At 64.1% G+C, this 24,846-nt stretch carries 17 protein-coding genes; 7 read left to right on the top strand and 10 right to left on the bottom strand.

Translation table 11 applies throughout. The annotated features are described in order from the left end of the window. Window positions 1-114 precede the first annotated feature (114 nt). Genes GTZ97_RS06405 through GTZ97_RS06415 form a run of 3 tightly spaced genes read left to right on the top strand, consistent with a single transcriptional unit; the run spans window position 115 to window position 4,771 of the window. Window positions 115-2,478, top strand: coding sequence for a sensor domain-containing diguanylate cyclase (locus GTZ97_RS06405; protein ID WP_161649740.1), 2,364 nt, complete (start codon window positions 115-117; stop codon window positions 2,476-2,478). A gap of 14 nt (window positions 2,479-2,492) precedes the next feature. Beyond that, window positions 2,493-4,055 carry a malonate--CoA ligase gene (locus GTZ97_RS06410; protein ID WP_161649741.1) on the top strand — a complete coding sequence of 521 codons (1,563 nt, stop codon included), beginning with the start codon at window positions 2,493-2,495 and terminating at the stop codon, window positions 4,053-4,055. Then, window positions 4,052-4,771, top strand: coding sequence for a hypothetical protein (locus GTZ97_RS06415; protein ID WP_161649742.1), 720 nt, complete (start codon window positions 4,052-4,054; stop codon window positions 4,769-4,771). The genes GTZ97_RS06410 and GTZ97_RS06415 overlap by 4 nt, the downstream gene beginning before the upstream one ends. Here GTZ97_RS06415 and yihG read toward each other — a convergent pair. After that, entirely contained in the window at window positions 4,737-5,612 is an 876-nt protein-coding gene (gene yihG / locus GTZ97_RS06420) for a 1-acylglycerol-3-phosphate O-acyltransferase, YihG family (RefSeq protein WP_161649743.1), read from the bottom strand. The two genes, GTZ97_RS06415 and yihG, sit on opposite strands and share 35 nt — an antisense overlap. Window positions 5,613-5,828: 216 nt before the next feature. On the opposite strand from yihG, the gene GTZ97_RS06425 reads away from it, so the two are divergent. The 3 genes from GTZ97_RS06425 (at window position 5,829) to GTZ97_RS06435 (ending at window position 8,752) form a co-directional block, all read left to right on the top strand. Next, window positions 5,829-6,821: an HD-GYP domain-containing protein gene (locus tag GTZ97_RS06425; RefSeq protein WP_161649744.1), complete on the top strand. Its 993-nt coding sequence runs from the start codon at window positions 5,829-5,831 to the stop codon at window positions 6,819-6,821. Between the two features lie 83 nt (window positions 6,822-6,904). Next, window positions 6,905-7,819, top strand: coding sequence for a polyphosphate kinase 2 (ppk2, locus tag GTZ97_RS06430; RefSeq protein WP_161649745.1), 915 nt, complete (start codon window positions 6,905-6,907; stop codon window positions 7,817-7,819). 66 nt (window positions 7,820-7,885) lie between these two features. Further along, entirely contained in the window at window positions 7,886-8,752 is an 867-nt protein-coding gene (locus GTZ97_RS06435) for an ion channel (RefSeq protein ID WP_161649746.1), read from the top strand. A 49-nt stretch (window positions 8,753-8,801) separates the two neighbouring features. Here the strand turns inward: GTZ97_RS06435 and GTZ97_RS06440 are convergent, their stop codons facing one another. The 6 genes from GTZ97_RS06440 to GTZ97_RS06465 all read right to left on the bottom strand — a co-directional run bounded on the left by GTZ97_RS06440 (window position 8,802) and on the right by GTZ97_RS06465 (window position 15,933). Next, on the bottom strand, window positions 8,802-9,038 hold the full coding sequence (locus GTZ97_RS06440) for a hypothetical protein (protein ID WP_161649747.1): 237 nt from the start codon (window positions 9,036-9,038) through the stop codon (window positions 8,802-8,804). A 43-nt stretch (window positions 9,039-9,081) separates the two neighbouring features. Next, on the bottom strand, window positions 9,082-10,260 hold the full coding sequence (locus GTZ97_RS06445) for a hypothetical protein (protein WP_161649748.1): 1,179 nt from the start codon (window positions 10,258-10,260) through the stop codon (window positions 9,082-9,084). Window positions 10,261-10,441: 181 nt separating this feature from the next. Next, complete coding sequence (locus GTZ97_RS06450; protein ID WP_161649749.1) at window positions 10,442-10,900, bottom strand: hypothetical protein; 459 nt, start codon at window positions 10,898-10,900, stop codon at window positions 10,442-10,444. Between the two features lie 57 nt (window positions 10,901-10,957). Further along, window positions 10,958-13,330, bottom strand: a complete 2,373-nt coding sequence (locus tag GTZ97_RS06455; RefSeq protein ID WP_161649750.1) for a hemagglutinin repeat-containing protein — start codon at window positions 13,328-13,330, stop codon at window positions 10,958-10,960. 6 nt (window positions 13,331-13,336) lie between these two features. Continuing rightward, complete coding sequence (locus GTZ97_RS06460; RefSeq protein ID WP_161649751.1) at window positions 13,337-14,215, bottom strand: PoNe immunity protein domain-containing protein; 879 nt, start codon at window positions 14,213-14,215, stop codon at window positions 13,337-13,339. Beyond that, a complete protein-coding gene (locus GTZ97_RS06465) occupies window positions 14,212-15,933 on the bottom strand; it encodes a hypothetical protein (protein WP_161649752.1) in 1,722 nt (573 codons plus the stop codon). Before GTZ97_RS06465 ends, GTZ97_RS06460 begins: the two co-directional genes overlap by 4 nt. Before the next feature lie 46 nt (window positions 15,934-15,979). Here GTZ97_RS06465 and GTZ97_RS06470 point away from each other — a divergent pair, with 46 nt between their 5' ends. Further along, window positions 15,980-16,120, top strand: a complete 141-nt coding sequence (locus GTZ97_RS06470) for a hypothetical protein (protein WP_161649753.1) — start codon at window positions 15,980-15,982, stop codon at window positions 16,118-16,120. On the opposite strand, the gene GTZ97_RS06475 is transcribed toward GTZ97_RS06470, so the two are convergent. The 3 genes from GTZ97_RS06475 to GTZ97_RS06485 all read right to left on the bottom strand — a co-directional run bounded on the left by GTZ97_RS06475 (window position 16,117) and on the right by GTZ97_RS06485 (window position 24,834). Next, window positions 16,117-16,293 carry a hypothetical protein gene (locus tag GTZ97_RS06475; RefSeq protein WP_161649754.1) on the bottom strand — a complete coding sequence of 59 codons (177 nt, stop codon included), beginning with the start codon at window positions 16,291-16,293 and terminating at the stop codon, window positions 16,117-16,119. The genes GTZ97_RS06470 and GTZ97_RS06475 overlap by 4 nt on opposite strands. Window positions 16,294-16,408: 115 nt before the next feature. Further along, window positions 16,409-17,116 (bottom strand): hypothetical protein, encoded by a 708-nt coding sequence (locus GTZ97_RS06480; RefSeq protein ID WP_161649755.1) that lies wholly within the window; start codon window positions 17,114-17,116, stop codon window positions 16,409-16,411. A gap of 14 nt (window positions 17,117-17,130) precedes the next feature. Continuing rightward, the gene (locus tag GTZ97_RS06485; protein WP_161649756.1) at window positions 17,131-24,834 is read right to left on the bottom strand and encodes a two-partner secretion domain-containing protein; all 7,704 of its coding nucleotides are present in this window, start codon (window positions 24,832-24,834) and stop codon (window positions 17,131-17,133) included. Window positions 24,835-24,846: the final 12 nt, after the last annotated feature.

Consider the following 24,846-nt stretch of genomic DNA (forward strand, 5'->3'; position numbering starts at 1 on the left):
GGGTCGGGACATGTAACATATTGTTCCGTGCTCCACGTGAGAAGGCACCCACTCGGGCCACACGCCCGGCGAGGCAGAAAATCAACCGCCGCCCGCTGTTCGGAGCCCGACTGCATGCCCGCTGCCCCCCTCCCGCCGGACGAACTCGCCCGTCTGTCCGTGCTGCGTGACCTGGATCTGCCCGAGCAGACCACCGACCCCGCCCTGCAACGCCTCACGCATCTGGCCGGCACGGTGCTGGGCGTGCCCATCTGTCTGGTCTCTGCCGTGGGCGAGTCCGAGATCTGGTTCCCGGGCCGCTGCGGGCTGGACGCCGCACCCTGGCCGCGGGCGCAAAGCTTCTGCGCCCACGTGGTGTCATCGGGCTTGCCTGTGGTCGCCACCGACTTGCGGCTGGACGAACGCTTTGCCGACAACGAGCGGGTGGTGAGCCACCTGCCGCCCTTGCGCTTCTATGCAGGCGCCCCGATTCGTGTGCAAAGCCAGGTCATCGCGACGCTGTGCGTGATGGACCAACGCCCTCGCCCTGACTTCGACGCGGCCCGGCTCGCGCTGCTGATGCATTTCAGCGCCCTGGTGGGCGACCTGCTGCAGGCGCGACTGGCCGCGCGTCAAGGCGCACAGGAGGGCGCGCTGTTGCGTGATGCGCCCATGGGGGCGCTGACCTGGCAGGTCGGGCGCGATGGCCTGCAGATCGACACCCTGTCGGCCAACCTTGACGGGGTGTTGGGCGAGAGCCGGGTGGCCGCGCTGCGGGCTGGGCAAAGCCTGGCCTCGCTGGTGCACCCGGACGACGCAGACACGGTGCACACGGGACTGAGCAGCCACCTGCATGGCGGTGTCGATCGACTGGACCTGCAGTACCGTCTAGTTACCGAGGGCCATCGACCGCGCTGGATCCAGCAGATCACGCATGCCGAGCGCGACACCTTTGGACAGCTGCAGCGGGTTCGTGGCTATGTGTTCGACGTGAGCCGACACAAGCAGGCCGAGTCGGTGGTCGAGGCCACGCGGGAGCGGCTGTACCTCGCGCTGGAATCGGCGCGCATGGGCACCTGGGACCTGAACTACGCCACCCAGGAACGCACCATCAACACGCGCGCTGCGGCCATCCTGGGTCTGCGCGAAGACGAACTGGAGCACAACAACGTCACGTGGCTGGACAACGTCCACCCTTATGACCGTCCCAAGATCGACGAGGCCATCCAGGCCTACCGAGAGGGCCGCACCGACGTCATCGCCACCGAGTACCGCATCCGCCACAAGCGCGGCCACTACATCTGGGTGCAGAGCTTCGGGCGCACACTCGAGCGCGACGTCAACGGGCGCCCGCGCCGCGTCGTGGGCACGCTGATCGACATCACCGATGCCAAGCAGCAAGAGACCGTGCGCCACCGGCAACGTCAGCTGCTGGACCTGCTCAATCAGGCCCAGACCGCCTTCTTGCTCAAGCGCAATGCGCACGACGCCTGCGAGGCGCTGTTCCGCCCGCTGCTGCGCATCAGCGAATGCAGCTTCGGTTTCATCGGCATCGTGCAGCAGCGACCGGATGGTCAGATCGGCCTGTCCCTGCCCAGCGTGTCCGACGATGTCGATCCGTCCGTCAGCGAACTGCCAGATCTGAACAACCTCTTTGGTCAGGTGGTGCGCGACAACCAGCAGTTCACAGCCAACCACCCGCCGGCGCGGCATGGCTCGAACGCCTTGCCGGCGGGCTTTCCCGCGCTGCAAAACTTTCTCGGCCTGCCCATCCGCTTTGACAACCGTGTCGTGGGCATGATCGGGCTGGGCAACCGCGCTGACGGCTTCGACGAGCAGCTTGTGCAGCTGCTGGAGCCGCTGGTGGTGTCGCTGGGCACGCTGTTCCATGCCCGCGAGCTGGAGGCCGCACGCGTCAAGGCCGAAGAAGAGCTGGTGCGACTGGCCTCGCGCGACGCGCTCACCGGTCTGGTCAACCGGCGCCAGTTTTTCGAGGTGGCCGAGGCGGTGCTCGCGCAGACACGGCGCTATGGCAGCCCCATGACGGTGGCGCTGCTGGATCTGGACCACTTCAAGCACATCAACGACACCCATGGCCACGCGGCCGGCGATGCTGTGCTCAAGGCGTTTGCAGAGGTCCTGCACTGCAGCTTGCGGGACTCGGACACCCCTGCACGCATCGGCGGTGAAGAGTTCGCCGTGCTGCTGACCTCGACGCCGCTGGTGGAAGCGCTCACCGCGCTCGAGCGCATTCGCCAGACGCTGCAGGACAACCCGATCGTGGTCGGAGGACAGCGGATTGCGGCCACCGTCAGCATTGGCGCCGTGCAGTGGAACCCCGCGCATTTCGATGTGGACGCCATGCTGGCCCATGCCGATGCCGCGCTGTATGCCGCCAAGCGGGCCGGACGCAACCGCGTGCAGCTCTACCACCATGACCTGCCGGGCGCAGATGATGCACCGCCAACCACGCTGCGCGCAGCAAACGACGCAGCTTGAGTTACCGTTATGGGATGAACCTGTTTGCTGCTCTGCAGGCTGCCTGGCCTGCACACCGAGATGACGCGGCCATCGTCACCGACGATGGCCTGACCTACACCTGGCGCGACCTGGATCGCGGCACCGCCATGCTGGCCAACCTGTTGGGCAGCCTGCACCTGCAAGGGGTGGACGACCGACCGCCTGTGGTCGCCGCGCACGTGGACAAATCGGTCGAGGCGCTGATGCTGTACCTGGCTGCGCTGCGCGCCGGCTGCGTCTACCTGCCGCTGAACCCGGCCTATCGCGCCAGCGAGCTGGAGCACTTCATCACCGACGCACAGCCCTCGGTGCTGGTGTGTCGACCAGAAGATCAGGAGTGGGTGATCCCCCTGGCGGCCCATGGCGGCGTCGAGCACCTGTTCACGCTGGGCCAGGCACGCACGGGCAGCCTGCTGGGGCACGCCGCGCTGCACAGCGATGTGCACGACACCGTGGCGCGCCGCGGCAGCGATCTGGCGGCCATCCTCTACACCTCGGGCACCACCGGGCGCAGCAAGGGCGCCATGCTCACCCACGGCAACCTGTGGAGCAACGCGCGCACGCTGCTGCAACACTGGGACTGGCGGCAGGATGACTGCCTGATCCACGCGCTGCCCATCTTCCACATCCACGGGCTGTTCGTGGCTGTGCATTGCAGCCTGCTGGCCGGCACGCCCATGCGCTGGCTGCAGCGTTTCGACGCGGCCCAGGTGCTGGCGCAGATGCAGGCTGAAGCCGGCCCACCGGCCACCGTGTTCATGGGCGTGCCGACCATGTACGTGCGCCTGCTGGCCGAAGGCGGACTGACGCCCGAGGCGGCTGCGCGCATGCGGCTGTTCATCTCGGGATCGGCGCCCTTGCTGCCTGCCACAGGCGAGGCCTTCGCACAGCGCACGGGCCACACCATCCTCGAACGCTACGGCATGAGCGAAACCGGCATGCTGTGTTCCAACCCCTGCCGCCCCGCCGAAGGCGACCGCCGCATCGGCAGCGTGGGCCGTGCGCTGCCCGGCGTGGGCGTGCGCGTGGTCAACGAGTCGGGCGCGGTGCTGCCCGCAGAGCAGGCCGGCCAGGTCGAGGTCAGCGGGCCCAACGTGTTCGTGGGCTACCTCGGGCTTCCAGACAAGACGGCCGAGTCGTTCACCGACGACGGCTGGTTCCGCACGGGCGACGTCGGCCGCCTCGATGCCGATGGCTACCTGCACCTGGTGGGTCGCGCCAAGGACCTCATCATCAGCGGCGGCTTCAATGTGTACCCCGCCGAAGTGGAAGGCCTGATCGATCGCCTGCCCGATGTGCAGGAATCGGCCGTGGTGGGTGCGCCCCACCCGGACTTCGGCGAAGGCGTGGTGGCCGTGGTCGTCACCCATAGCGGGCAGACGCTGGACGAGCACGGCGCCATCGCCCAACTCAAGGCCACCCTGGCCGGCTACAAGGTGCCCAAGCGCATCCTCACGGTGGCCGAACTACCGCGCAACGCCATGGGCAAGGTGCAGAAGAACCTGCTGCGCGCGCAGTTTGGCGGGCTGTTTCAGACCGAGCAGGAGGCCGCATGAAGACGCTGCCTGCCCTGGCTGCCCTGGTGGGCGGCGCACTCGCATTGAGCGCCGTGCTGGTGCTCACCCACAACCTGATGACCGATGCGCCGGACGCCGCATCGGCCGGACCGGCCGACCTGCCCTGGCAGATTGAGGTGCAGGCCGACGGCAGCAGCCGCGTGATGGGCTTGACCTTGGGCCCCGACGGCCACGGTAGCCGCCTGGGCGATGCACGTGCGCGCTGGGGCGACAAGATGACCGTGGCCATCATCGCCGCGCCCAACGAGACCGGCACGCTGGAGGCCTTTGTCGACCCGCTGCAAGCCGGTTTCATCACAGGCAAACTGGTCATCACCGCCAGCCTGCCAGCCGACCAGATCCAGGCCATGAAAGCCCGCGCAGCCAAGGTCGAATTCATGGACAGCACCACACGGCAGTTCACGCTGTCGGCAGCCGACCTGACCGCGGCCCTGGACGCCCCCATCACCAGCCTGGGCTTCATCCCACAGGCCAATCTGGACGAGCAGATCATCGCCAACCGCTTCGGGCCTGCTGCGGAGCGCCGTCGCGTCAACGACGACCTGGAGCACTTCCTCTACCCCGATAAGGGGCTCGACATCGCCCTGTCGGCCAAGGGCAAGGAGCTGCTGCAGTACGTGGCACCAGCCGAATTCGACGCGCGCCTGCGCGCGCCGTTGCTCAGCGCGCCGGCCGCGTCAGCGCCGACGCCTTGAGCGCGTCGATCTCGGCGTCCTTTTCTTCCCACAAGGCATTGACCCAGTTCTGCAACTGCGTGCGGTCGATGCCCTGACCACGGGCCGCACTCAGCAGCTCCGGCGGGATCGGCCGCAGGCGCGCCGTCACGATCACCTCGTCGATCGAGCCCGTCAGCAGGTCGACAAAGGTCGGCACGCCTTTGGGGTAGACGATGGTCACGTCCAGCAGGCCATCGAACAGGTCGCCCATGGTCTCCAGCGACATGCCCACCCCGCCCGTCTTGGGTTTGAGCAGGTTGCGGAAAGGCGAGTGCTGCTGGTCATGCTTGGCGGGCGTGAAACGCGTGCCTTCCATGAACGAGATCACCGAGGTGGGGATGACCTTGAACTTCTCGCAGGCCTTGCGCGCCGTCTCCAGATCCTTCTGGGCCGAGGCGCCGCCGCGGCGCTTCATGAACGGAAAATCGAGCGCCCACCAGGCCAGGCCCATGATGGGCACATAGATCAGCTCATGCTTGATGAAGAACTTGAGCAGCGGGATCTTGCGGTTGAACACCCATTGCAGCACCAGGATGTCGACCCAGCTCTGGTGGTTGCAGCTCACCAGATACCAGCCCTTGGCACGCAGGCCGTCGGCTCCCTGAATCTGCCAGCGCGTGCGGCCGACCGCCCACATCCAGAACTTGTTGACCCCGATCCAGCTCTCGGCAATGGCGCCCAGCACCGCGTCCACCACCCGGCGCACGGGGCGCCATGGCAACAGCAGCTTGATCAGCGCAACCGGCAGCAGCAAGGAGATGTGGACCAGAATGTTGAGAACCAGCACCAGACAGGCGAAGACGGCCTTGATGGCTTTCATGATGTGATGGGCGCGCGGCCAGCGGAAACAACAAGGCGCGATTATGTGCACAGATGTGCAGCAATCATGAGAGACGCCCGGATGTGCACACCGTCACGCCGCCCACAGACGGCCCGGTGGCACCCCTCTTGCGGTCCTGCCACAGCCACGTAAGGTAAACACACGACGTGGCACATCGGCCCATCCCGGCAGAAGGCCCGCGCACCAGGAGTCCCCATGCAGGCCGCCACCATGCCCTCCGTTGCCTCCGACCCGCTCTTGCCGTCACAGCAAGAGGTACAGCCACCTTCGACCGCGGCATGTCATCGGTGGGCGCTGTGGCAAGAACTGGCCGACGAACTGGCGCCCGTGCTGCAGGACCCCCTTGGGTGCAGCGGCTTTCTGCACGACATCCGTGTGGCCGCAAGCCAGGTCATGCAACTGACCCGGCAAGATCCCGACATCGGCATCTTTCACATGGTGCACGCCACCGACGACAAGGTGCACCGCTACAGCGTGCTGCACGCCATGCACGTGGCGATGCTGATGGCACTGGTGGGGCTGCGCAAGGACTGGGGCGACGCCCGTACGCTCAGCGGCGTCCAGGCCGCGCTGACCATGAACCTCTCCATCACCGAGTTGCAGACCGAGTTGGCCTTGCAAACCAGCCCGCTGACGGATGCGCAACAAGCCGCCATCCATGCGCACCCGCTGGCCAGCTGGCAGATGCTGCGTCAGCTCGGCGTGACGGACGAAGACTGGCTGATTGCCGTCGCCCAGCACCACGAGCAGGCCGACGGCAGCGGCTACCCACAGGGGCTGAACCAGCCGCATCAGCTGGCCGATGCGCTGCGCACCTGCGATGTGTTTGGCGCCAAGATCAGCCCCCGCGCCGGCCGCACAGGCCTGCTCACACCGCGGGCGGCTGCCGAAATCTTCCGCCAGCGCAGCGCCGGCTACTTCGGTGCCACCATCATCCGCGAACTCGGGTTGTATCCGCCGGGCTGCCTGGTGGCGCTGTACACCGGCGAGCAGGCCGTCGTCGTGCGCCGATCGGTCGATCCCAGTGCGCCCGACGTGGTGCTGCTCAGCGACCGCCAAGGCGCGCCGCTGGCCGAACTGGTGCGCTGCCGCACCACGCGCGCGTGTGGGCGGCAGATCGTCGGCGCGGCCCCAAGGCAGGACTGGGCACGGCACTTGCCTCCATCCGAGATCCTGATGCTGGCCTGAGCCGTTCGCGCCTTTGTCATCGCGCCGTCACACGGTCAGCACAAGCTGATCAACTGGCTCATTGCGCCGATGGCGCGCGCGACATGGACAAACCGCTTTACGACATCGACCCCGACCTGCTGCGCCGGCTGCAGGATGACCTGCTGGACAGCTACGACGAAGAGCTTGAGCAAGAGCTCGACGACCGGTTCTTCGACCTGCAGGCCGGCCGCCCACCTGAAACGCAGGACATGCGGCGGTTGTACTTCCGCGAGCTGTTCCGGCTGCAGGGCGAGCTGGTCAAGCTACAGGACTGGGTCGTGCACACCGGCGAGCGCATCGTCGTGCTGTTCGAGGGGCGCGACGCCGCCGGCAAGGGTGGCGCGATCAAGCGCATCACGCAGCGGCTCAACCCGCGCGTTTGCCGGGTCGCAGCGCTGCCAGCGCCCAACGACCGAGAAAAGACCCAGTGGTACTTCCAGCGCTATGTGGCCCACCTGCCGGCCGCTGGCGAGATCGTCTTGTTCGACCGCAGCTGGTACAACCGAGCTGGTGTCGAGCGCGTGATGGGCTTTTGCAGCGACGCGGATTACGAAGAGTTCTTCCGCTCGGTTCCCGAGTTCGAGAAGATGCTGGTGCGCAGCGGCATCCGCGTCATCAAGTACTGGTTCTCGATCTCGGACGAAGAGCAGGCCGCCCGCTTCCTCTCGCGCATCAACGACCCGCTCAAGCAATGGAAGCTCAGCCCGATGGACCTGGAAAGCCGTCGCCGCTGGGAAGCCTACACCCGAGCCAAAGAAGTGATGCTCGAGCGCACCCACATCCCTGAGGCGCCCTGGTGGGTGGTGCAGGCTGTGGACAAGAAGCGCGCGCGACTCAATTGCATCCATCACCTGCTGTCGCAACTGCCCTATCACGAGATCCCGCATGAGTCGGTGACGCTGCCCGAACGGCAGCGCCAGCCCGATTACTTCCGACAACCCGTGCCGGGCTCGATGATCGTGCCCGAGGTGTATTAATTCGCACCCCAGCAGCACCGCGCAGGCATAGACTGAAGCCATCGTGACGTGACGCAGGAGGCCAGCATGCTGGCGACGCGCTCAGGATGGCTGATGACCTTCATCCGCCTGATGTCGGTGGCCCGCTACCGCTTCATCGCCGAGCTCACGACCTGGTTCGTCGTGTTCTGGCTGGCCTGCGCGCTACTGGTCTATGCCTTCGAAGTGGGCCACAGCCCCCGCGTGCACAGCGTCGGCGACGCGGTGTATGCGCTGCTGGTGACCATGACCACGTCGGGCGACGCCAGCGTCCAGCCCGCCACCGCTGGTGGCCGCATGGTCATGGGGCTGGCCGTGATCGTCTCCAAACTGCTGACTGCCCTGCTCTGCGCGCTGGCGGCCGCTGTGCTCATCGAACGCAAGGTCAAGGAAGACATGGGGTTGAAGATGCACCGACTGAACCAGCACATCGTCATCATGGGGTGGAACCTCAAGGGCCCGCAAATCGTGCGCACCTTGCGAGACGACCCTGACCACGCTCACAGCCCCATCCTCGTGATGGCCGATCTGGAGCACAAGCCCATGGACGACCCGCTGCTGATGTTCACGCGCGCGCCCTACCCTGTGCGCGGCGAGGCCATCGAACGCAGCTGCCTCGCCCAGGCCGCCACCGTGGTGGTGCTGGCCAACTACGCCGAGCGGCAACATGCCGATGCGCTCACCGCGGTGAACTGCCTGGTGGCGCGCCGTGCCGCACCGCACGCGCGGGTCATCGCCGAACTGCTTGATCCGGCCCAGCGCCCCTACCTCGAGGCCGCGGGCGCCGACCTGGTGGTGGGCATCGGCGAGGTGGGCGGCTTCCTGCTGGCCGAGGCCACCATCGGCAACGAAAAGGCGCGGCGCTTGTTGGGGTATCTGGCGGCGTCGCGGCGGCAGGGGGTGGCGGGGGGGTGAGGTGCGGTGAGGAACCGTATGCAGATGCCAGGTAAGCCTCGCGCCTGGATCACCCAATGTCAGCGAAAGCGGCCGTGGCGATGAATGCAAGGTAAATGACAGCAGTAAGCCAAAAGACGAAGCCTCGTGCGACAGGATTGCCTTTGCCGCCGCCATCCAGCTCGACAAAAACCGTCGGCATCATTCCTCTATCAAAGCCATAGGCGAAGTAGTTCCACGAGAGTCCTGCCCATATCAACCATATGGCCTTGACGTTACCCGGCTCGAACTCACGCAAAGCGGTCACCAGCGCAGTCAATACGCAAGTGACCCCAGCCACCCAAAGCGCCTTACTTTTTGGTGTCATCTGGCTTAATCTCCAATAAATCAATCTTCACGCGGTTCACGAAGGCATCCCACCCGCCGGAAAGATTGATAAGGGCGACTGCGCGAGCGGCGTTGGCTGGGGTGTGTCCCAGTACATGGCGGAAGAAGTTCTCCCCGCCCTTTTCTGACAAAGCCTTCAAGACCTCATCTCTACCGCTCTCAAACGGCGTATCGCTCTGAAGAACTTGGCCACCTGAGGCGAGCCACCCCAAAACCGCTAACGCAGTCCCACCCGCCCCCACAGGCGTCACCAACGAACCAAGCGTGGCACCCGTACCGATGTCCTTCAGCAACTTCTTGTCCAACGCCTTCACATAGGCCTGGGTTTGCGGGTCGGTCATGTCTAGGTTGGCGCCGTCCACGCTGCATTGTGCCGTCGCACAGGCATGGTACTTGGGCGCATAGGCCTTGCCATCCAACACCACGGTGCGGCTGTACCGGCCCTGCTCATCCAGCGGCAGGTTCGTCAGTCTGTCTCGTGGTGCGTTCGGGGGCAACGCAGGCGCTGGCGTCGGCGAGGGCCAACTGTAGGTCGCACCGGTGTTGGCCTGAATGAACGCCATCAATGCCGCCGAAGGCTGCGGGGGGATCACCTGCACCAGTCGTCCGTCTTCCCCTGGTGTCCAGATCGCGCCCCGGTCGTATGGGCGCTCCGCCACGACCTTGTGGGTTCCCTCCACAAATGTCGGCTCTTTGAACCCGGCATAGTCCCCCACCGCCTTGCTCGCCTGCTTCCCAAACTCCGCCATCACGGCGGCCTGGGCCGTCACGTCTTGCGTCACACCCTCGCGATCAAAGATCCGATCCAGCCCTTGTGAGGCATCGCCCGTGCGCACGCTTTGGTCGCCCGCCAGGCCTGACACCCCGGCCGTGGTGGTGCTGGCGGCGCTGTCGCTGGCTTGGCCGATGCCGGCGCTGTTTTGCCCGGCGCTGGTGCCCACGCTGACGCTCACGGCCTTGGCCTCGTAGCTGGCGCGGTTGTCGATGTCGCTCAAGCTCAGGCCCTGGGTGTTCAGGCTGTTGCGGCCTTCGTCCACCGCCTGGTCCGTGCTGGCGATCACGCCACCTTGCAGCGTGGTCTGGCCTTGGACGTTCACCTGGAAGCCGCCGTCGCCGGCTTCGATGCCGCTGCGCTGCACCACGCTGGCATAGTCGCTGTTGACCTTGCTGCTGCTGTAGCTGGCCGAGCCTCCGGCCCCAGCGCCTACGGTCACGCTGCTGCCCACGTTTTGCTGGCGGCTGCTGTAGGTGCTGGTGTCTTGCAGGCTTTGCACCGTCAGGTCACCTTAACAACAAGTCTGCATTTGCAATGCAGTCGTAGATCTACTTCACTTGCTCACCTGTGCAGACGGCGACACCAGTAACCGGATCGAGATCGTACGCCCACCAATGCGTGATGATACTAAGCAAGCGGCCAGGCGCATAGTCATCGAACCAAACAAGCTCTTCCGTCGGATGGAAGGGCCCCTTGTCGGGCAAGAGACGCCGCTCGAAATATCGCGTGCTCATGTTGTAAAAGGGATCGAAGTAGCCTTCGCAGCCAGGATCTTTTTCACGCGCATGCTGATGACGCACCTCCCAGTTCACATACTGATCCTCAACCCGCTTCACCCGCCAGACCACCCTATTGAGAGCATCCAGACGAAAGATGTTGTGGTTCGCCAAATCCATTGAGGCCCAATGATCGAGTATCGGTTCAGCTTGAACAATTCGATCCCCATTTGGCATGCTGACCTCTCGGTAGATTTGAATCTGCAAGTCCTGCAGCACCTCTCCTTTCATTTCAGCGGCCTCGCATTGGTAAACCATCGTTCAAAATCACTCAGCTTTCCAGCTTGCTCAACACCTCAAACTGCACACCGCCACCTCCACCGTTGCCACCCAAGCTGCTGCTGGGGAAGATGTTGATACACCAGCCGAAGTCGCACGCATCTGCACTCCAGCAGGCACCTTCACATCCGTGATGTGTGTGGGCACTTGTGGCAAAGCATACTTGCTAGCAATTTGTTCTGCACTCAAACCCTTGATTTCAGCCGCAGGCATCACCCATGTATCAGCCTGCCCAGATCGTCCGCCCTCAACGTACACCCGTACAAAATCGGTCGGCTGGCTATTTTTGAAAATCACCGCTTCAGTATTGGCAATATACGGCGGCTTGAAGTTAAGGTTCTCCTTGAGAATAGCAGCATTCAGCGCATCTGCACTTTCTTTGCTCGTCACGATCGCTCCTGGAGGCAACAGAGACTGAACACGTGCATCCGCCTCGGCGGGGCTGAGCAATTGTGCTGGCTTCCACGGGCCCGTGGGCGACATGGTCTTGTCTGGCGCTGCGATGGAGCCATCTCTGAACACATTGTTCTCCACCCGCGCCCTGGCAATCTGTTCAGCCTCTTGCGAGCCCACCCTGGCCGTGCTGCCATCCACAAAGCGCCAGACCTTCTGGCCGCTTTGCATCACCACTTCGGCAATCTTCTGCCCAGCCTTGGTCGCCAGTGCTGCGCCCACCACCAGGTCTTCCGGCCCGGGCAACAACAGGGTGGGCGCCATCGCCACGCCCATCGCCGTCAGCGCATTGCGGTTATCTATGGCTGATACGTAACGCGCCGGGTCGATGCTGACGTTGCCCAAGGCATCAAAGGTACTCACCGGGCCAAGGCGGACGACCTCTTGCGTCAGCATCCTAAGGACGAGCGCTTCTACCTCCTTGGCGTTGATGCGATCCAGAGCGGGGGTGACCAGGGCCGCCTCGGGATCTGTCGCCGTCTGCACCTGCTTGAGCCCTTCGCCCCAGCCCGTGCCTCTGGCGTACAGTCGGTCGCGCTCTTCGCAGTCACCTGTCTTCTCGCACAGGGCCTGTGCTTTAAGCAAGGCCATGTTGTTCTGAAGGCTGAGGCGCTGATACTGCTCGTGTACGCGTCGCTCGCACTCGCTGTCCGTGCGGCAGGCCGTCAGAGCTTGCGCGTATTGCCGCTGTTGCTGGTGATTCAGGAAGTTGTTGCTGACTTCGTTGAAGGCGGCCATGGCGCCCGTGCTGCCACCCACGGCCGCCCCCAGCGCGGTGCTGGCCAGGGCTGCGAGGCCGCGCGCCAGATCAGGGTCCAGGCCCGCGTTGGCCAGTGCATCCAACAACAGGGGGCTGCCCGCGGTGCTGGCCGCTGCGCCTGCCGCCCCGGCAACGTTGCCCGTCAGGCCGCCTACCACGGTATGTGCCAACAATCGCATGGTGCCTTGGTCGCCCCAGGCAGCGTCCAAGGCCTGGGCTTGCGCATCCAATGCATCAGCGCGGGCGGCATCGCCTTGCTCGCGGGCTTGCAAAGCCTTTGATCGCAGATCCAGCGATTCTTTGAGCTTGGCGTCGGCCACGTCGCCAATCAGCTTGCTCGCCTGCTTCCCAAACTCCGCCATCACGGTGGCCTGGGCCGTCACGTCTTGCGTCACGCGCTCGCGATCAAAGATCCGATCCAGCCCTTGTGAGGCATCGCCCGTGCGCACGCTTTGGTCGCCCGCCAGGCCTGACACCCCGGCCGTGGTGGTGCTGGCTGCGCTGTCGCTGGCTTGGCCGATGCCAGCGCTGTTTTGCCCGGCGCTGGTGCCCACGCTGACGCTCACGGCCTTGGCCTCGTAGCTGGCGCGGTTGTCGATGTCGCTCAGGCTCAGGCCCTGGGTGTTCAGGCTGTTGCGGCCTTCGTCGACGGCCTTGTCGGTGCTGGCGATCACGCCGCCTTGCAGCGTGGTCTGGCCTTGCACGTTCACCTGGAAGCCGCCGTCGCCCGCCTCAATGCCGCTGCGCTGCACCACGCTGGCGTAGTCGCTGTTGACTTTGCTGCTGCTGTAGCTGGCCTGGCCGCCCGAGCCGGCGCCGGGCCCGATGGTCACGCTGCCGCTCACGTTCTGCTGGCGGCTGCTGTAGGTGCTGGTGTCTTGCAGGCTTTGAACCGTCAGGTTGCCGCCCACGTTGGCCTGCACCTGCTGGCCTTGCACCACCGCGCCTTGCAGCGTGGTGTCGCCGCCTGAGCTCATGCCCACCGTCTGGCCGGCCTGCACCTGGGTGTTGACCTGCACCACGTCGTCGCCATCGCCCCGGCCTCGGCCCACGCTGCCTGAGGCAGAGAACCCAAACCCTTCGCTGCCAATCTTCACGCCCACGGCCGCGCTGCTGCTCTTGTTCTCGCTGCGCTCGCTGTAGCGGTCTTGCGTTGGGCCACGGGCCACAGATCATCAGCCCCGTCCAAGCAGCCGGGCCAACCAGCCGCGCTTTTCGTCTGCACGAGCTGGATGGGTGCTGGGGCCATCTGGTCGCAGCAAGTCGCCGGGATAGTGCTCATGCCCCAGGCACAGGCTGTCGTCCAGCCCAAAGGCCTTGACTGCTGCCACGGCTTCGATGCACCAGCGACCAAAGTAGCTGCCCATCTCCAGCGGGTGTTGATCAGGGTCGCCATAGATGTACCAAAAGGGCTCGATGGTTGGTGCCTTTTTGTTCTTGGGGGCGGGGCGCTTGAGTTCGGGGTACCAGTGGTCAACGAAGTCTCGCAACAAGGCCGCCTGCTGATCTGCGGGGGCGTCCACCGCCGTGAGCAGGCGCGCATAGGGCTTGGCATGCAGCAGCTTGGCGCCAACGCGCCGCGATGGCGTCCGGCTGGCGATCACGCGATCCAGCAGCACATCATCGCCTTCGCCGCCCACCAGATCGATCAAGCGCTGCCACTGTTCATCGGGTATCTCCAGTGCCAGCGCCAAACCAACCAGCCAGAAGCACCAGTTGTAGTGGTTCAGGTTTGACAGCGAGAAATCCCAGTCTCGGCAGGTTGGCAGACCATGCGCTTGGCAGACCTCGTCGCTCAGGCGGTTGGACAGCTCCCAGGCGTCCAGCAGGCCAGGGAAGTGCTGGGGCAAGTCGCGGATGGGGGCGCCGGAGGAGTAGAGACGCAGCATGATCCGAGTCGAATCCACCACCAAGTTGAATACGTACTGCGGCTCGTATATCGGATTCTTCGTGGGTTCTGTTTTTACTCGTTGAATAGATTCAGTCAACCACGTTTCATCTTTTCGAATCCATTTGCTCCAGTAATCCCGATCACCTAGCTTCGATCGGATCATTTCTGCGCTCCCGACGGATTCAGGCTCCGGGGCAAGATCTTTGATGCGTCTATCAGTTTTGGCTTCCCCAACGAATCCAGCACTTGCACCGCGGTTGAACCATCAGGACGAACAGTCACCACCCAGCTTTCTACCCGCCCAGCCCTCAATGCGTTGTAAACATCTCGAGATTGCTCAACTCCAACCGCCTTCTCAATCCGCCCAGACCCCCCAATCCAGCTGGTGCTTCCCTGCTTACCATCATCCGTGTTTTTCAACACCTGTGCCCCAGTCTTGTGGTCTTGTCCCACAAACTTGATCTCGACACTCACATAGTCCACGTCAGGGCGATTGACCTTGTACAGCTCGTCAATCCCGGTGTGGCCCTGGCCTTGCACGCGTGCAATCTGCTGTCCGTCAGGCAGGATCTGCCTGACGGTGTTCGGTGCAAACAGCTGCTCGCTGATGACCCTTTTTTGTTCGTTGGTCAGCTTGCTCATGTCCAGCAGCGGATTGCCTGCCTTGTCGAACGCCCCGCCTGAGCGCAACAGCGCCTCTTCGGCCGCCTTGGCCGTCCCGGGCAAGGCGCCTCCCGGGCTGCGCTCAGTCACTTTCACCACCGAGCCAGCGCCTCTGGCGGGCACCCGTACCCCGATCAGCAACTCCTCCAACGTGGTGTCAGGCGTGGCTTGGCCGCTGCGGGCGTTCATGCCCTCCAGCAGGCTTTGCTCTCGGCGCTCTTTGCCCGGCATCACCGACGCCTGGCTGCTGGGCGAGCCTCCGGGGAAGATGTTGCCGTAAGGGTTGTCTCGCTGGGCCTGCGTGGCGCTGAAGTAGGTTTGCGGCTGCCCGTCGGTACCCAACACCACGCGACCACGGCCGTCCAAGATCGGCTTGCCCGCGTCAGCGGCCAACAGGCGCCGGGCCTCACCCAGGTGCTCGAAGAAGCTCTCGGCCATGCCCATGGAGGCCTGGCTGCCCTTGTGGCCTGCCGCCGCGATGATTTGTTCGTACATGGCTTGGTTCTTGATCGCCTCTTGGGTGTCTACCCGGCCCTCGGCCACACGCTCAAGCATATCGCTCCAGTACAGGGTGGCGTGCTGCAGGCACGACGCATCACCCCGGCAGGTGTCTTGCGCCTTCTTTCTGGCCAGTTCCTGGATGCGTTGCTTCTCACTCGGATGCAACTGCCGATTGTTCGTGTCCTGGTTAAACCCCGCCGCCGCACCGGCGCTGCCGCCCACGGCCCCACCCAGCACGGCAGCGGTGCCACCGGCGGCCAGGCCGGCCACGCCCTTGGCCACGCTGTCGCTCAAGCCAGCCTTCTGCAGGCTGCTTTGCAGTTGGGCTTGCAGATCGTCAATGCGAGGGGCCGCGGCTGCGCTGGCGCCGGCCCCCAGCGCCCCGCCCAGGTCGCCGGTCAGGCCTCCCACCACGGCGTGCAGGGCTACGCGGTAGCTGCCGCCTTCTTTCCATTGCTCGTGATCAGCCAACAGTTGCGCATCCTGGAGGTTGGCGTTGGCCTGATCGACCGTCATTCCCTGAGAGTCCAGCTTCTCCAAGCGTCGGGCCTGCTCAGTCGTGAGCTGTCCTCTTTGGCGATCTTGCTCCAACGCCAGTCTCTCGCGCGCCTCATCGACAGGTTTCATGCGGTTTTGCGCATAGTCCCCCACCGCCTTGCTCGCCTGCTTCCCAAACTCCGCCATCACCGTGGCCTGGGCCGTCACGTCTTGCGTCACGCCCTCGCGATCAAAGATCCGGTCCAGCCCTTGCGAGGCATCGCCCGTGCGCACGCTGTGGTCGCCCGCCAGGCCCGACACCCCCGCTGTGGTGGTGCTGGCCGCGCTGTCGCTGGCCTGGCCGATGCCGGCGCTGTTTTGCCCGGCACTGGTGCCCACGCTGACGCTCACGGCCTTGGCCTCTTAGCTGGCGCGGTTGTCGATGTCGCTCAGGCTCAGGCCTTGGGTGTTCAGGCTGTTGCGGCCTTCGTCGACGGCTTTGTCGGTGCTGGCGATCACGCCGCCTTGCAGCGTGGTCTGGCCTTGCACGTTCACCTGGAAGCCGCCATCGCCCGCCTCAATGCCGCTGCGTTGCACCACGCTGGCGTAGTCGCTGTTGACTTTGCTGCTTTAGTGGGTCGAGCCTCCGGGCCCGATACCGCCGATGCCCGGCTCCACAGCATGGTCTTCACGGCCAACGGCACAACAGGTGCGGTCAAGACCGCAATGGCTTGAACTCCAACACAACATCTTTCGCAAGCACCGGCGGTTGGCGGCGTCCCGCCCACTCAAAGAACTGAACCTGCATGTGCAACTCTCCAGGCTCAGCCGCCACGCGCTTTAGATGCACATGCACCTCAGTGCCGCTGTTCTGGCGTATGCGCCACAAGGTGTCGTGCTCCGTATCCGTCACAGGCTTGTTTTCACGTCGAACAAACTTGCTGCGGATCTGCTTGACCAAGGCCTCTTCCGAGTAGTCGCCTTCGCAGCGGTATCGCCCCTCGACAACGGGCTGTAGCGGCCAGGCTCGGCCCTCAAGCACCCATGAATCCGCTTCAACCTCTTTTAGCCGGCGAACATAGCCGGGTGGTCCCTCGCAACCCTTGTCATGCGTGAAGCCGGAGGGCTTGTCTTTCTTGTACTTGTCCCACTCAAGGTAAATAACGCCCGTAGACAACGCCGTCAACACCATCCAAAACACAGGCAATCCAAGCAAGTAGCGCGAGAGCAATTCTGCAGGCTGCCGGAGGTTTGCACATGCTGACTCTTTAAGCCCAAGTTCGGAGAGCAAGCCAAGACACTCTCCACCAAGCAAGACGGCGATGACTACGAAAACAGCTATAGACGCGTAGACCAAAGATTTCAGTAGTCCACGGAAGTAATCCTGCCGAATCTCACGCCAGAAATCTGCGAACGAATGCATATCCGTCATCAGCCTTATCTGCCTGAACCTGCGTTTTGCTGAGGACTTCTGCCGATCAACGAAAACACCCAAGTCACGAACTCTTGTGCTGCTGGACCGCCGAGAACACCCATGGGGCCTGGCAACTGCCCCGCTGCGTAACCCGCTACAGCACCACCCGCCGTCGCCCCCTGCGGACTACCCGTCACCACCGCGCCAGCGGCATTGGCCGCCAAGACACCCGTCAAACCAACGGCATGCATCGTTCGGCCCGACTCGAAAGCTGTTTTTGAAGCGCCCACGACGCCCCCACCCGCCATCGACGTCACCGTCGCCATGCCCGCCTCTTTCAGGTCCACCTCGCCTGTTTTAACCAGCTGCGCCCCCACATTCACCGAGCCCCCGGCCAAACCCGACACGGCTGAGGTTTGGTTCCACAGCAAAGTCTTCACGGCCAACTGACCGGCCGGCGTGGTCAGCGCCAAGGCCAGCGCGGGCGCGCCCACCACCACCCCGGCAGCCTTCAGCGCCTCTTCCATGCGTTTCAGCTCGGCCTGGTTTTGCGGGTGATTCGGGTTGTAATTGGCCTGGTACAGCAAGCAATCCGTGCTGGCGCAGGCATGGTGGCGCGGGCCTGCGTCGTCTCTGGGGGTGGCGCTCTGCGCGGCTTGCTTCAGCAAGTCTGCCGCCGCCTCTTTGCTCATCAGGTAGGGCGACCATCCGTCCATGGTGCCGCCCTGGATGCTGGTGGCGCCCACGATGAAGGCCTGCACGTCTCCCCGGGCTGCGCTGGTTTTCTCGACCACGGTGTTGTTCGTCACGGTCACCTCAAAGCCATCGTCGTGCTGGCGGTCTTGTGCCCAGCGCGCTTGTGTTTCGGGATTTTGCATGTTGGTGTAGACCTCTGGCTTGGCTGCAGCGCCCAGGGCCAGATTGGGCATCAGGCGCAGTTGTGCTTCGATCTCTGCCACGGTGTAGCGCCCGCCACTGGCCTTGGCCAACTCGATCGCCATTTTCCTCTCGCTGCTGTGCAGGCGACGGTTGTTGGTGTCCACGTTGAATGCCGCAGCCGCCCCCAGGTCTTGCCCGGCGGCCCATCCAAGTGCCGTGCTGAGCACCATGCCCGCCACGGCCTTCAGCGGCTCGCTCAAGGGCAGCTCTGAGGTCATCTGCTCTACCCAGGGGCCGGCCTTGGCTGCAGCGGCAGCCCCCAGCGCCGCGCTGAGCCCGCCCGAGGCCCCGCCCACCAAGGCCTGCATCAGCAGGTGGTAGTCGCCGCCTTCATCCCACTGTGCCGCATCGGCCCGCAGGCTGGCCGCTTTGGCGTCGTCGCCTGCTTGCTCGGCCTGCCATGCCTCCAGCTTGAGGGTTTCGCGCTTGCGCTGCGTGTAGTCAGCAGCGGCCTTACTCGCCTGCTTCCCAAACTCCGCCATCACCGTGGCCTGGGCCGTCACGTCTTGCGTCACGCCCTCGCGATCAAAGATCCGGTCCAGCCCTTGCGAGGCATCGCCCGTGCGCACGCTGTGGTCGCCCGCCAGGCCCGACACCCCCGCTGTGGTGGTGCTGGCCGCGCTGTCGCTGGCCTGGCCGATGCCCGCGCTGTTTTGCCCGGCGCTGGTGCCCACGCTGACGCTCACGGCCTTGGCCTCGTAGCTGGCGCGGTTGTCGATGTCGCTCAGGCTCAGGCCTTGGGTGTTCAGGCTGTTGCGGCCTTCGTCCACGGCTTTGTCCGTGCTGGCGATCACGCCGCCTTGCAGCGTGGTCTGGCCTTGCACGTTCACCTGGAAGCCGCCGTCGCCCGCCTCAATGCCGCTGCGTTGCACCACGCTGGCGTAGTCGCTGTTGACTTTGCTGCTGCTGTAGCTGGCCTGGCCGCCCGAGCCTGCGCCGGATCCGATGGTCACGCTGCCGCTCACGTTTTGCTGGCGGCTGCTGTAGGTGCTGGTGTCTTGCAGGCTTTGCACCGTCAGGTCGCCGCCCACGTGGGCCTGCACCTGCTGGCCTTGCACCACCGCGCCTTGCAGCGTGGTGTCGCCGCCTGAGCTCATGCCCACCGTCTGGCCGGCCTGCACCTGGGTGTTGACCTGCACCACGTCGTCGCCATCGCCCCGGCCTCGGCCCGCGCTGCCAGAGGCAGAGAACCCCATCCCTTCGCTGCCAATCTTCACGCCCACGGCCGCGCTGCTGCTTTTGTTCTCGCTGCGCTCGCTGTAGCGGTCTTGCGCGGCTTGCAGGGTCAGCGCGTCTTGGGCGCTCAGCACCACGTCGCCTTGGGCCACGATGCGGCTGCCGCGTACCAGCAGGTCGCCAGTGCCGGCCTGGCCCTCTACCCCAGTGGCCTGCAGGCTGATGTCTTGCCCGGCCGCCACGGTCGAGCCCCGTGTGGTGTCGCCCGTGTTGCGCGTGGTGCTCTGGCTTTGGCTGCTACCCAGCATCAGGCTCACGCTCACATCGGTGGCTTTGTCCTTCTGGTAAGCATCGAGCATCTGGCCCGCATTGAGCACTTGCGTGATGGTGGCCAGCGCCTGCGTGCGGCTGTCTTGGGTCTGGCCCCGGGCGTCTTGCACACGCTGGTGGGTTTGTACGCCATCCACCACGGCGTTATTCAGGCTCAGCGTCAAGCCGCTTTGCTTGAAGCGGGTTTCCAGCTCGCTGCGGCTGAGCTGGCGCGCGTCCACCACATCCACCTCGGCCGCGCTGATGCGCACATCGCCGCTGGGCGCGATCACGTCGCTCCCCGTCTGACTGTAGCGGCCACGGGCCACGACGGTCACATCGCCACTGAGGCTACCCAGGGTACTGGCTTCGGCCAGTTCGCCCACCTCAGACGCGCGATCGCTGCGCTTCTGCGTGCCAATCGACACGCCAAACCCACCCGTTGACGACACGCCAGACTTTTTGACCTCCTTCTGCCTCAACTCCTCAAGCGATTCCGCTGCCGCATCAAGACGCACATCGCCTTGCGCGAGAACCGTCACACCTCGGGTGCTGACCACCGATGAACCCACCAAGGTCACGTCCTGACCGCTCTGCAGCAAGACTTCGTCTCCGCTCAGTGTGCTGCCATGGGCTTGCGTGGCGCTGTAGGTCAGGCGCTCGGTCGTGCGCGTTTTGCTGAGCCGGCCGCGATCTGTCTTCTGGCGGCGCTCATCGAAAAACTCTGTGCTTTCTCGCGCTTCCAGAGAAATGTTGCCGGCGGCTGTGGCCTCCAGCGAGCCCAGATCAGCCAGGATTTCTGCGCCACGGGCGCTGACCTGCCCCCCCGACTGGATCACGATGTCGTTGCGGGCCTGCAGGCTCGCGCCGACCTCTTCGCTCCACGACTCGGTCAAGCTGCGCTTGGTACCCCAACGGATGGTTTGGCTGCCACTGGTATCTACCGTGCCAAGATCCACATCGCGCCCGGCCACCATCACGAGATCGCCCTGGCTGCGCATGCGGGCGCCAATCACCGAGATGTCCTGACCTGCGCTGGCCACGAGTACACCATCTCGACCGGTTACATAAACGCCAGCCATCCGTGCGATGCTGGTTTGTTCGTAACTGGCGGTAGGGCCAAGCTTGGGCGCCGGTTTGGGCGGCACACCAACCTGCCCCGACGCATCGTGGCCCGTCACGCTCATCACCATCATCGACAACTGGCGAACCGGCTTCACGGTCGTGGTTTCTTTCTGATCATGCCGGGTCGTGGATTCGATCACCACGTCACGCCCAGCCTCCAGCACGACGGCCTCCTTGCCTGCAATGGTGCCGCCTCGGTTCACGATGTCCTGGTCTGACAACACGAACACGGCCTTGCCTGAAATGTTGCCGCCATCGTTCAACACGTTGCCGGCCCGCACCACAGTCAGGTCGCGGCCCGCAATGCTGCCCCCATTGGTGAGTTGGTCAGCGACGTGCAGATCGACGGTCCGGCCCACAAGCGCACTGCCAAAGAGGGCGCCATCGGCCGCCAGATCGCCCTTGCGTGGAGCCAGATAAACGCGCGGCACCAACGCAGCCACGATGCGGCCATCAGGCAATGTGACGCGCTGCTCTTCCAGCCACACGATGTCGGTGGTCAGTGCGGCGATCTGCTGTGCGCTCAGCGCAACGCCGGGCCGCAGCTGATGCTGCGTGGCGAAGGTGGCCGCGGCAGTCAATAAGGCCAGATACTGGCTGTCGTCATCGCGGTGGTTACCCAGATAGCGCTGGCCCGTGAGCGCCAGAACCTGCTCGCGCATCAACCGTTGCTCTGCAAAGCCATCACCGAGGCGCCGCAGCGTGGCGTCGCCGTCAAAGCGAATGGCTTCAAACAACACGTCGCTGCTGGTCCACGACTTGTTTTCGGTGAAGCGAGGATTGGTTTCGAGCACGTAGCGGGCGTCGGGGTTGGCCGCCACGCTGAAGATCGGCAGCAGCGCCAGATCACTGGCATTCAGCTGAAACGCCTCAAGCGGCACGACTGGCACGACTGCTGGAACCTCTGCCGCCGCAACTTCAACGTCTGACGGAGAGAACGCACGCCCATAAAGCAGCTCCCCGACCCCGAGCGATATCTCGGTGATATCGTCCAGCGGCTCGTAGGTGGCGGCCTCTGTCCACTCCCGGTACGTTCTTTTCTTGCTGACAACACTGTTTCTACGCCGCTCGGTGTAAGACTGGCGTACAGAGCCTTGATCCCGAAGGATGAGCAGGCCCGTCGCAGGCCGATGATCCAGGCGATCCAGATCAGCCACCAGAGAGCCGCCCGCCACGATGCGGCTTTTGTCGTTCACAACTTCGGCAGCATCCAGGACCATGTTGCCGCCGGAAATGATCTGGCCGGGGCGGCTGCCGAGTACGGACGTGCGCAGCGTGGTTCGAGTGAAGTCATAGCGTGTCCACTCGCGGATGACATCGTCTTCGAAGGTCGCGTTGTAGGCCAGAATGCTGTCGGTTAGTTCGTCGTAACGCTGTGACGTTTGCGTTTGCCACGCTGACACGGCCGCTGCATGTTGTTGCTGGGCGTGCTCGTACGCCACCACCCGCTGCAGATAATCAGCCCAAGCGGCATCGAATGCCTGCTTGGCGTCATTGAACGCTTCGCGTAAGGACAGCTCAGCATCGGGGCCGGGATCGACCGGGGCGCTTAGGGTCGGAGCCTGCGGGCTCTGCAACGCGAACGGCTCTGGCTCTGGATCTGGTTGCACCACATTGAAGTAGGCCCATGCTGGATCACCCCTGAGATAAGCCGCGTCAGGAACCGCACGACATGTCGATTCCACATCCGGGTCGTCGCAGTCGACCTGATCAGGAAGCGGAACCGGGGTTTGACCGAGCCGCGCAGGTACACCCTCATACGGGTCGGGCGAGAGGTCGTATCGATATTGCCCAGCCCGCTCCCACCTCTGCCACCGAAGGTTCTGGACGGGTATCCGCGCCGTGCTCCCTTTCGGCTGGATCAACGATAGCCTTTCTGGGTCTCCGACAGGAAGCAACCCCTCGAAGAAGTAGGGATTCTCATTGAGGATCTGATCTGCGCTGAGGAGCATGTCGCCCGCGCTCTCGATCAGCCCCCCCTCGTTGAGAATGGACTTCGAGCGTCCGACCACCTCTCCCGCCTCTGAGATACGCGCCCCGATGGCAAGCGCCCCATAGCTGATTGCCGTACCTGCTGGCCCGTTCTCAAAACGGTCAGCTGCAATGCTGAGGTTGTCTCTGGCGATGATGCTGCCAGCGTAGGGCCCGCCGACGTCCGCGCCTTTGGGATAGCTATTCCAGATGTGATCTGCGGAAAGCGTGATCGCATTGGCCAGAATGGTGCCCCCGCCCAAGTTCTCCAGCCGGGACAGGATTTTTTCCTCAAAGTACTGTGGACCTTCTCCGTCGACCTCTATCCAGTAGCCCAAGACGCGACCACGGTCAAGGCTGATGTGTACATCGTCGGCTTCGATGTGGCCAAAGCTCGTGAAACGACTTCCGCCAACGAATGCAACCGACGTTCCGACAACCTGTGCACCACGTTGGAGCTCAAAGGAACTGTCAGAGCGAATCGTGACGCTTCCTACAGCGTACATTTCGCCGTTGAATTGGCTATACCATGAGGACCCAGGACCGGTAGGGTCGGCGAGTCTCAGCGAGATATCTCGGCCAGCCATCATTCTTCCAGAAAAGTCCATGTGATGGCTGGCGCGAATATCCAGGGAACCGCCTGTGTACACGTTGCCGCTCTTGTTAAGGTCTGGGTCGTAAGGTGAACCCCATCTCTTCAGGCCACTGACCAAGCTTTCAACCTGCAGTGACATACCCGCGCCCGCACTCAGGGTCGCATCGGAGACTTCCAGGCTTCGCCACCGATCGGGGGCATCACCCACACCGATCTGCAGCAGACGCCCCGCAGTCATGGACCCACCGAAGGTATAAATATCCGGCTTGTAGCCAACCCAACCGTCCCATGGGACCGCGTAAGGCTCACGGGTGGTCGATGCGTTGATTGAGATGTCTTGTGTCGCCTGCAGAAGGCCAAACTCGTTGAGCAGTCCGCCCCCCATCAAAATTCGCAGACTGCCTTCCCGAACCACGTCGTCCAGGAACATGGCGCCGGCATAGATGGAGCCAAACCTGTTCAGAATGTGATGACCGCGGATCGATACGTCGTTGAGGGCGCTCAGCCATCCGGAGCTATTGACAAGATCACCACTGACCGAGATGTGCAGCCCCCCCTCGGCAAACATCCCCCCGCTGGTGTTGCTAAGTGACTGTGCGGAAACAACGACGTCGTGCTTGGCGTACACACTACCCTGAGAAGTCAGCATGCCAGCTGCGTCAATCACCACATCACCCACCGTCGCCAGCATCCCACCGTGATGCCGCACCCCGACCCCTGACTCGGTAGCGACAAGCCGGATGTGCCCCGCGTACATGCCCCCAAGCTCGGCGGTATCCACGGCAAACGCAGGCGTCTCACCTGCGGATGCGTCCTGCGTAGGCGCAGGCGTCACGACAGCCGCATCGGCGCTGATGCGGTTCTGGCCGGTCACGACGTTCAGCCGGTTGGCCCAGATGCCGGCGCGCACCTCCAGCGAACGTGTCAGGATGTCTGTGAAATCCGTACTGAGCGCATTGAGGCCGTCTCCCGTGATGCGAACCCCGCCGCCGCGCACGAGGTAGCCATCCAGATGCCCATTGAGCATCAGCGGCGTGCCGGTGGTGAGGGTGGCGCGCGATGCGTTGATGAAGCCGCAACCGTCGCAGGTGATGCCAGCGGGGTTGGCTACGACCACTTGGGCCTTCTGCCCGGCCACTTCCATGAAGCCCCTCAGCTGGCTAGGAGTGCCTGATGTAACCTCATTGAGGATGACGGAAGCAGAACCGCTGGTCAGAGCATTGTTGCCCTGGACCCAACCGCCGAGTTGGGTGAGCGAGTCAGAGCGGTTGTTGTTGAGGATCACGCCGCTGCGTGTCACGTCCAGTTGCTGATATTGGTTGCGCGACACACCACCAACCGTCGGAGCGGTGATGTTGACCACCGGCACGCCGTTGTCAGCAGACCGCACCACCGGGCGCTGTGCTGTGGGCGCGGCGGGATCGGCCACGATTTGCGCCTGAACCAGGCTACCTGCGAGCACCGACAGGGCGAAAGCAGTCGCGGACGCGCGGATTCGGCCCCGACTGCTGCGGCTCGGGCTGCCCCCCGCGTTGACCCGGACCACCTCGGCCACGGCCATGTAGACGCCTCGGGCCGCGTTGAAGACCACGCGATGGCAATGCTTGTTCATTTCCCAACCTCT

Origin of the sequence: Aquabacterium fontiphilum, from assembly GCF_009909205.1 — a bacterium.
In the GTDB taxonomy this organism is placed as follows: Bacteria; Pseudomonadota; Gammaproteobacteria; order Burkholderiales; family Burkholderiaceae_C; genus Aquabacterium; species Aquabacterium fontiphilum.

Coding starts and splice junctions, on each gene's coding strand:
- GTZ97_RS06405 (WP_161649740.1), top strand. CDS start 115: ATGCCCGCTGCCCCCCTCCCGCCGGACGAACTCGCCCGTCTGTCCGTG.
- GTZ97_RS06410 (WP_161649741.1), top strand. CDS start 2,493: ATGAACCTGTTTGCTGCTCTGCAGGCTGCCTGGCCTGCACACCGAGAT.
- GTZ97_RS06415 (WP_161649742.1), top strand. CDS start 4,052: ATGAAGACGCTGCCTGCCCTGGCTGCCCTGGTGGGCGGCGCACTCGCA.
- yihG (WP_161649743.1), bottom strand. CDS start 5,612: ATGAAAGCCATCAAGGCCGTCTTCGCCTGTCTGGTGCTGGTTCTCAAC.
- GTZ97_RS06425 (WP_161649744.1), top strand. CDS start 5,829: ATGCAGGCCGCCACCATGCCCTCCGTTGCCTCCGACCCGCTCTTGCCG.
- ppk2 (WP_161649745.1), top strand. CDS start 6,905: ATGGACAAACCGCTTTACGACATCGACCCCGACCTGCTGCGCCGGCTG.
- GTZ97_RS06435 (WP_161649746.1), top strand. CDS start 7,886: ATGCTGGCGACGCGCTCAGGATGGCTGATGACCTTCATCCGCCTGATG.
- GTZ97_RS06450 (WP_161649749.1), bottom strand. CDS start 10,900: ATGAAAGGAGAGGTGCTGCAGGACTTGCAGATTCAAATCTACCGAGAG.
- GTZ97_RS06460 (WP_161649751.1), bottom strand. CDS start 14,215: ATGATCCGATCGAAGCTAGGTGATCGGGATTACTGGAGCAAATGGATT.
- GTZ97_RS06480 (WP_161649755.1), bottom strand. CDS start 17,116: ATGCATTCGTTCGCAGATTTCTGGCGTGAGATTCGGCAGGATTACTTC.
- GTZ97_RS06485 (WP_161649756.1), bottom strand. CDS start 24,834: ATGAACAAGCATTGCCATCGCGTGGTCTTCAACGCGGCCCGAGGCGTC.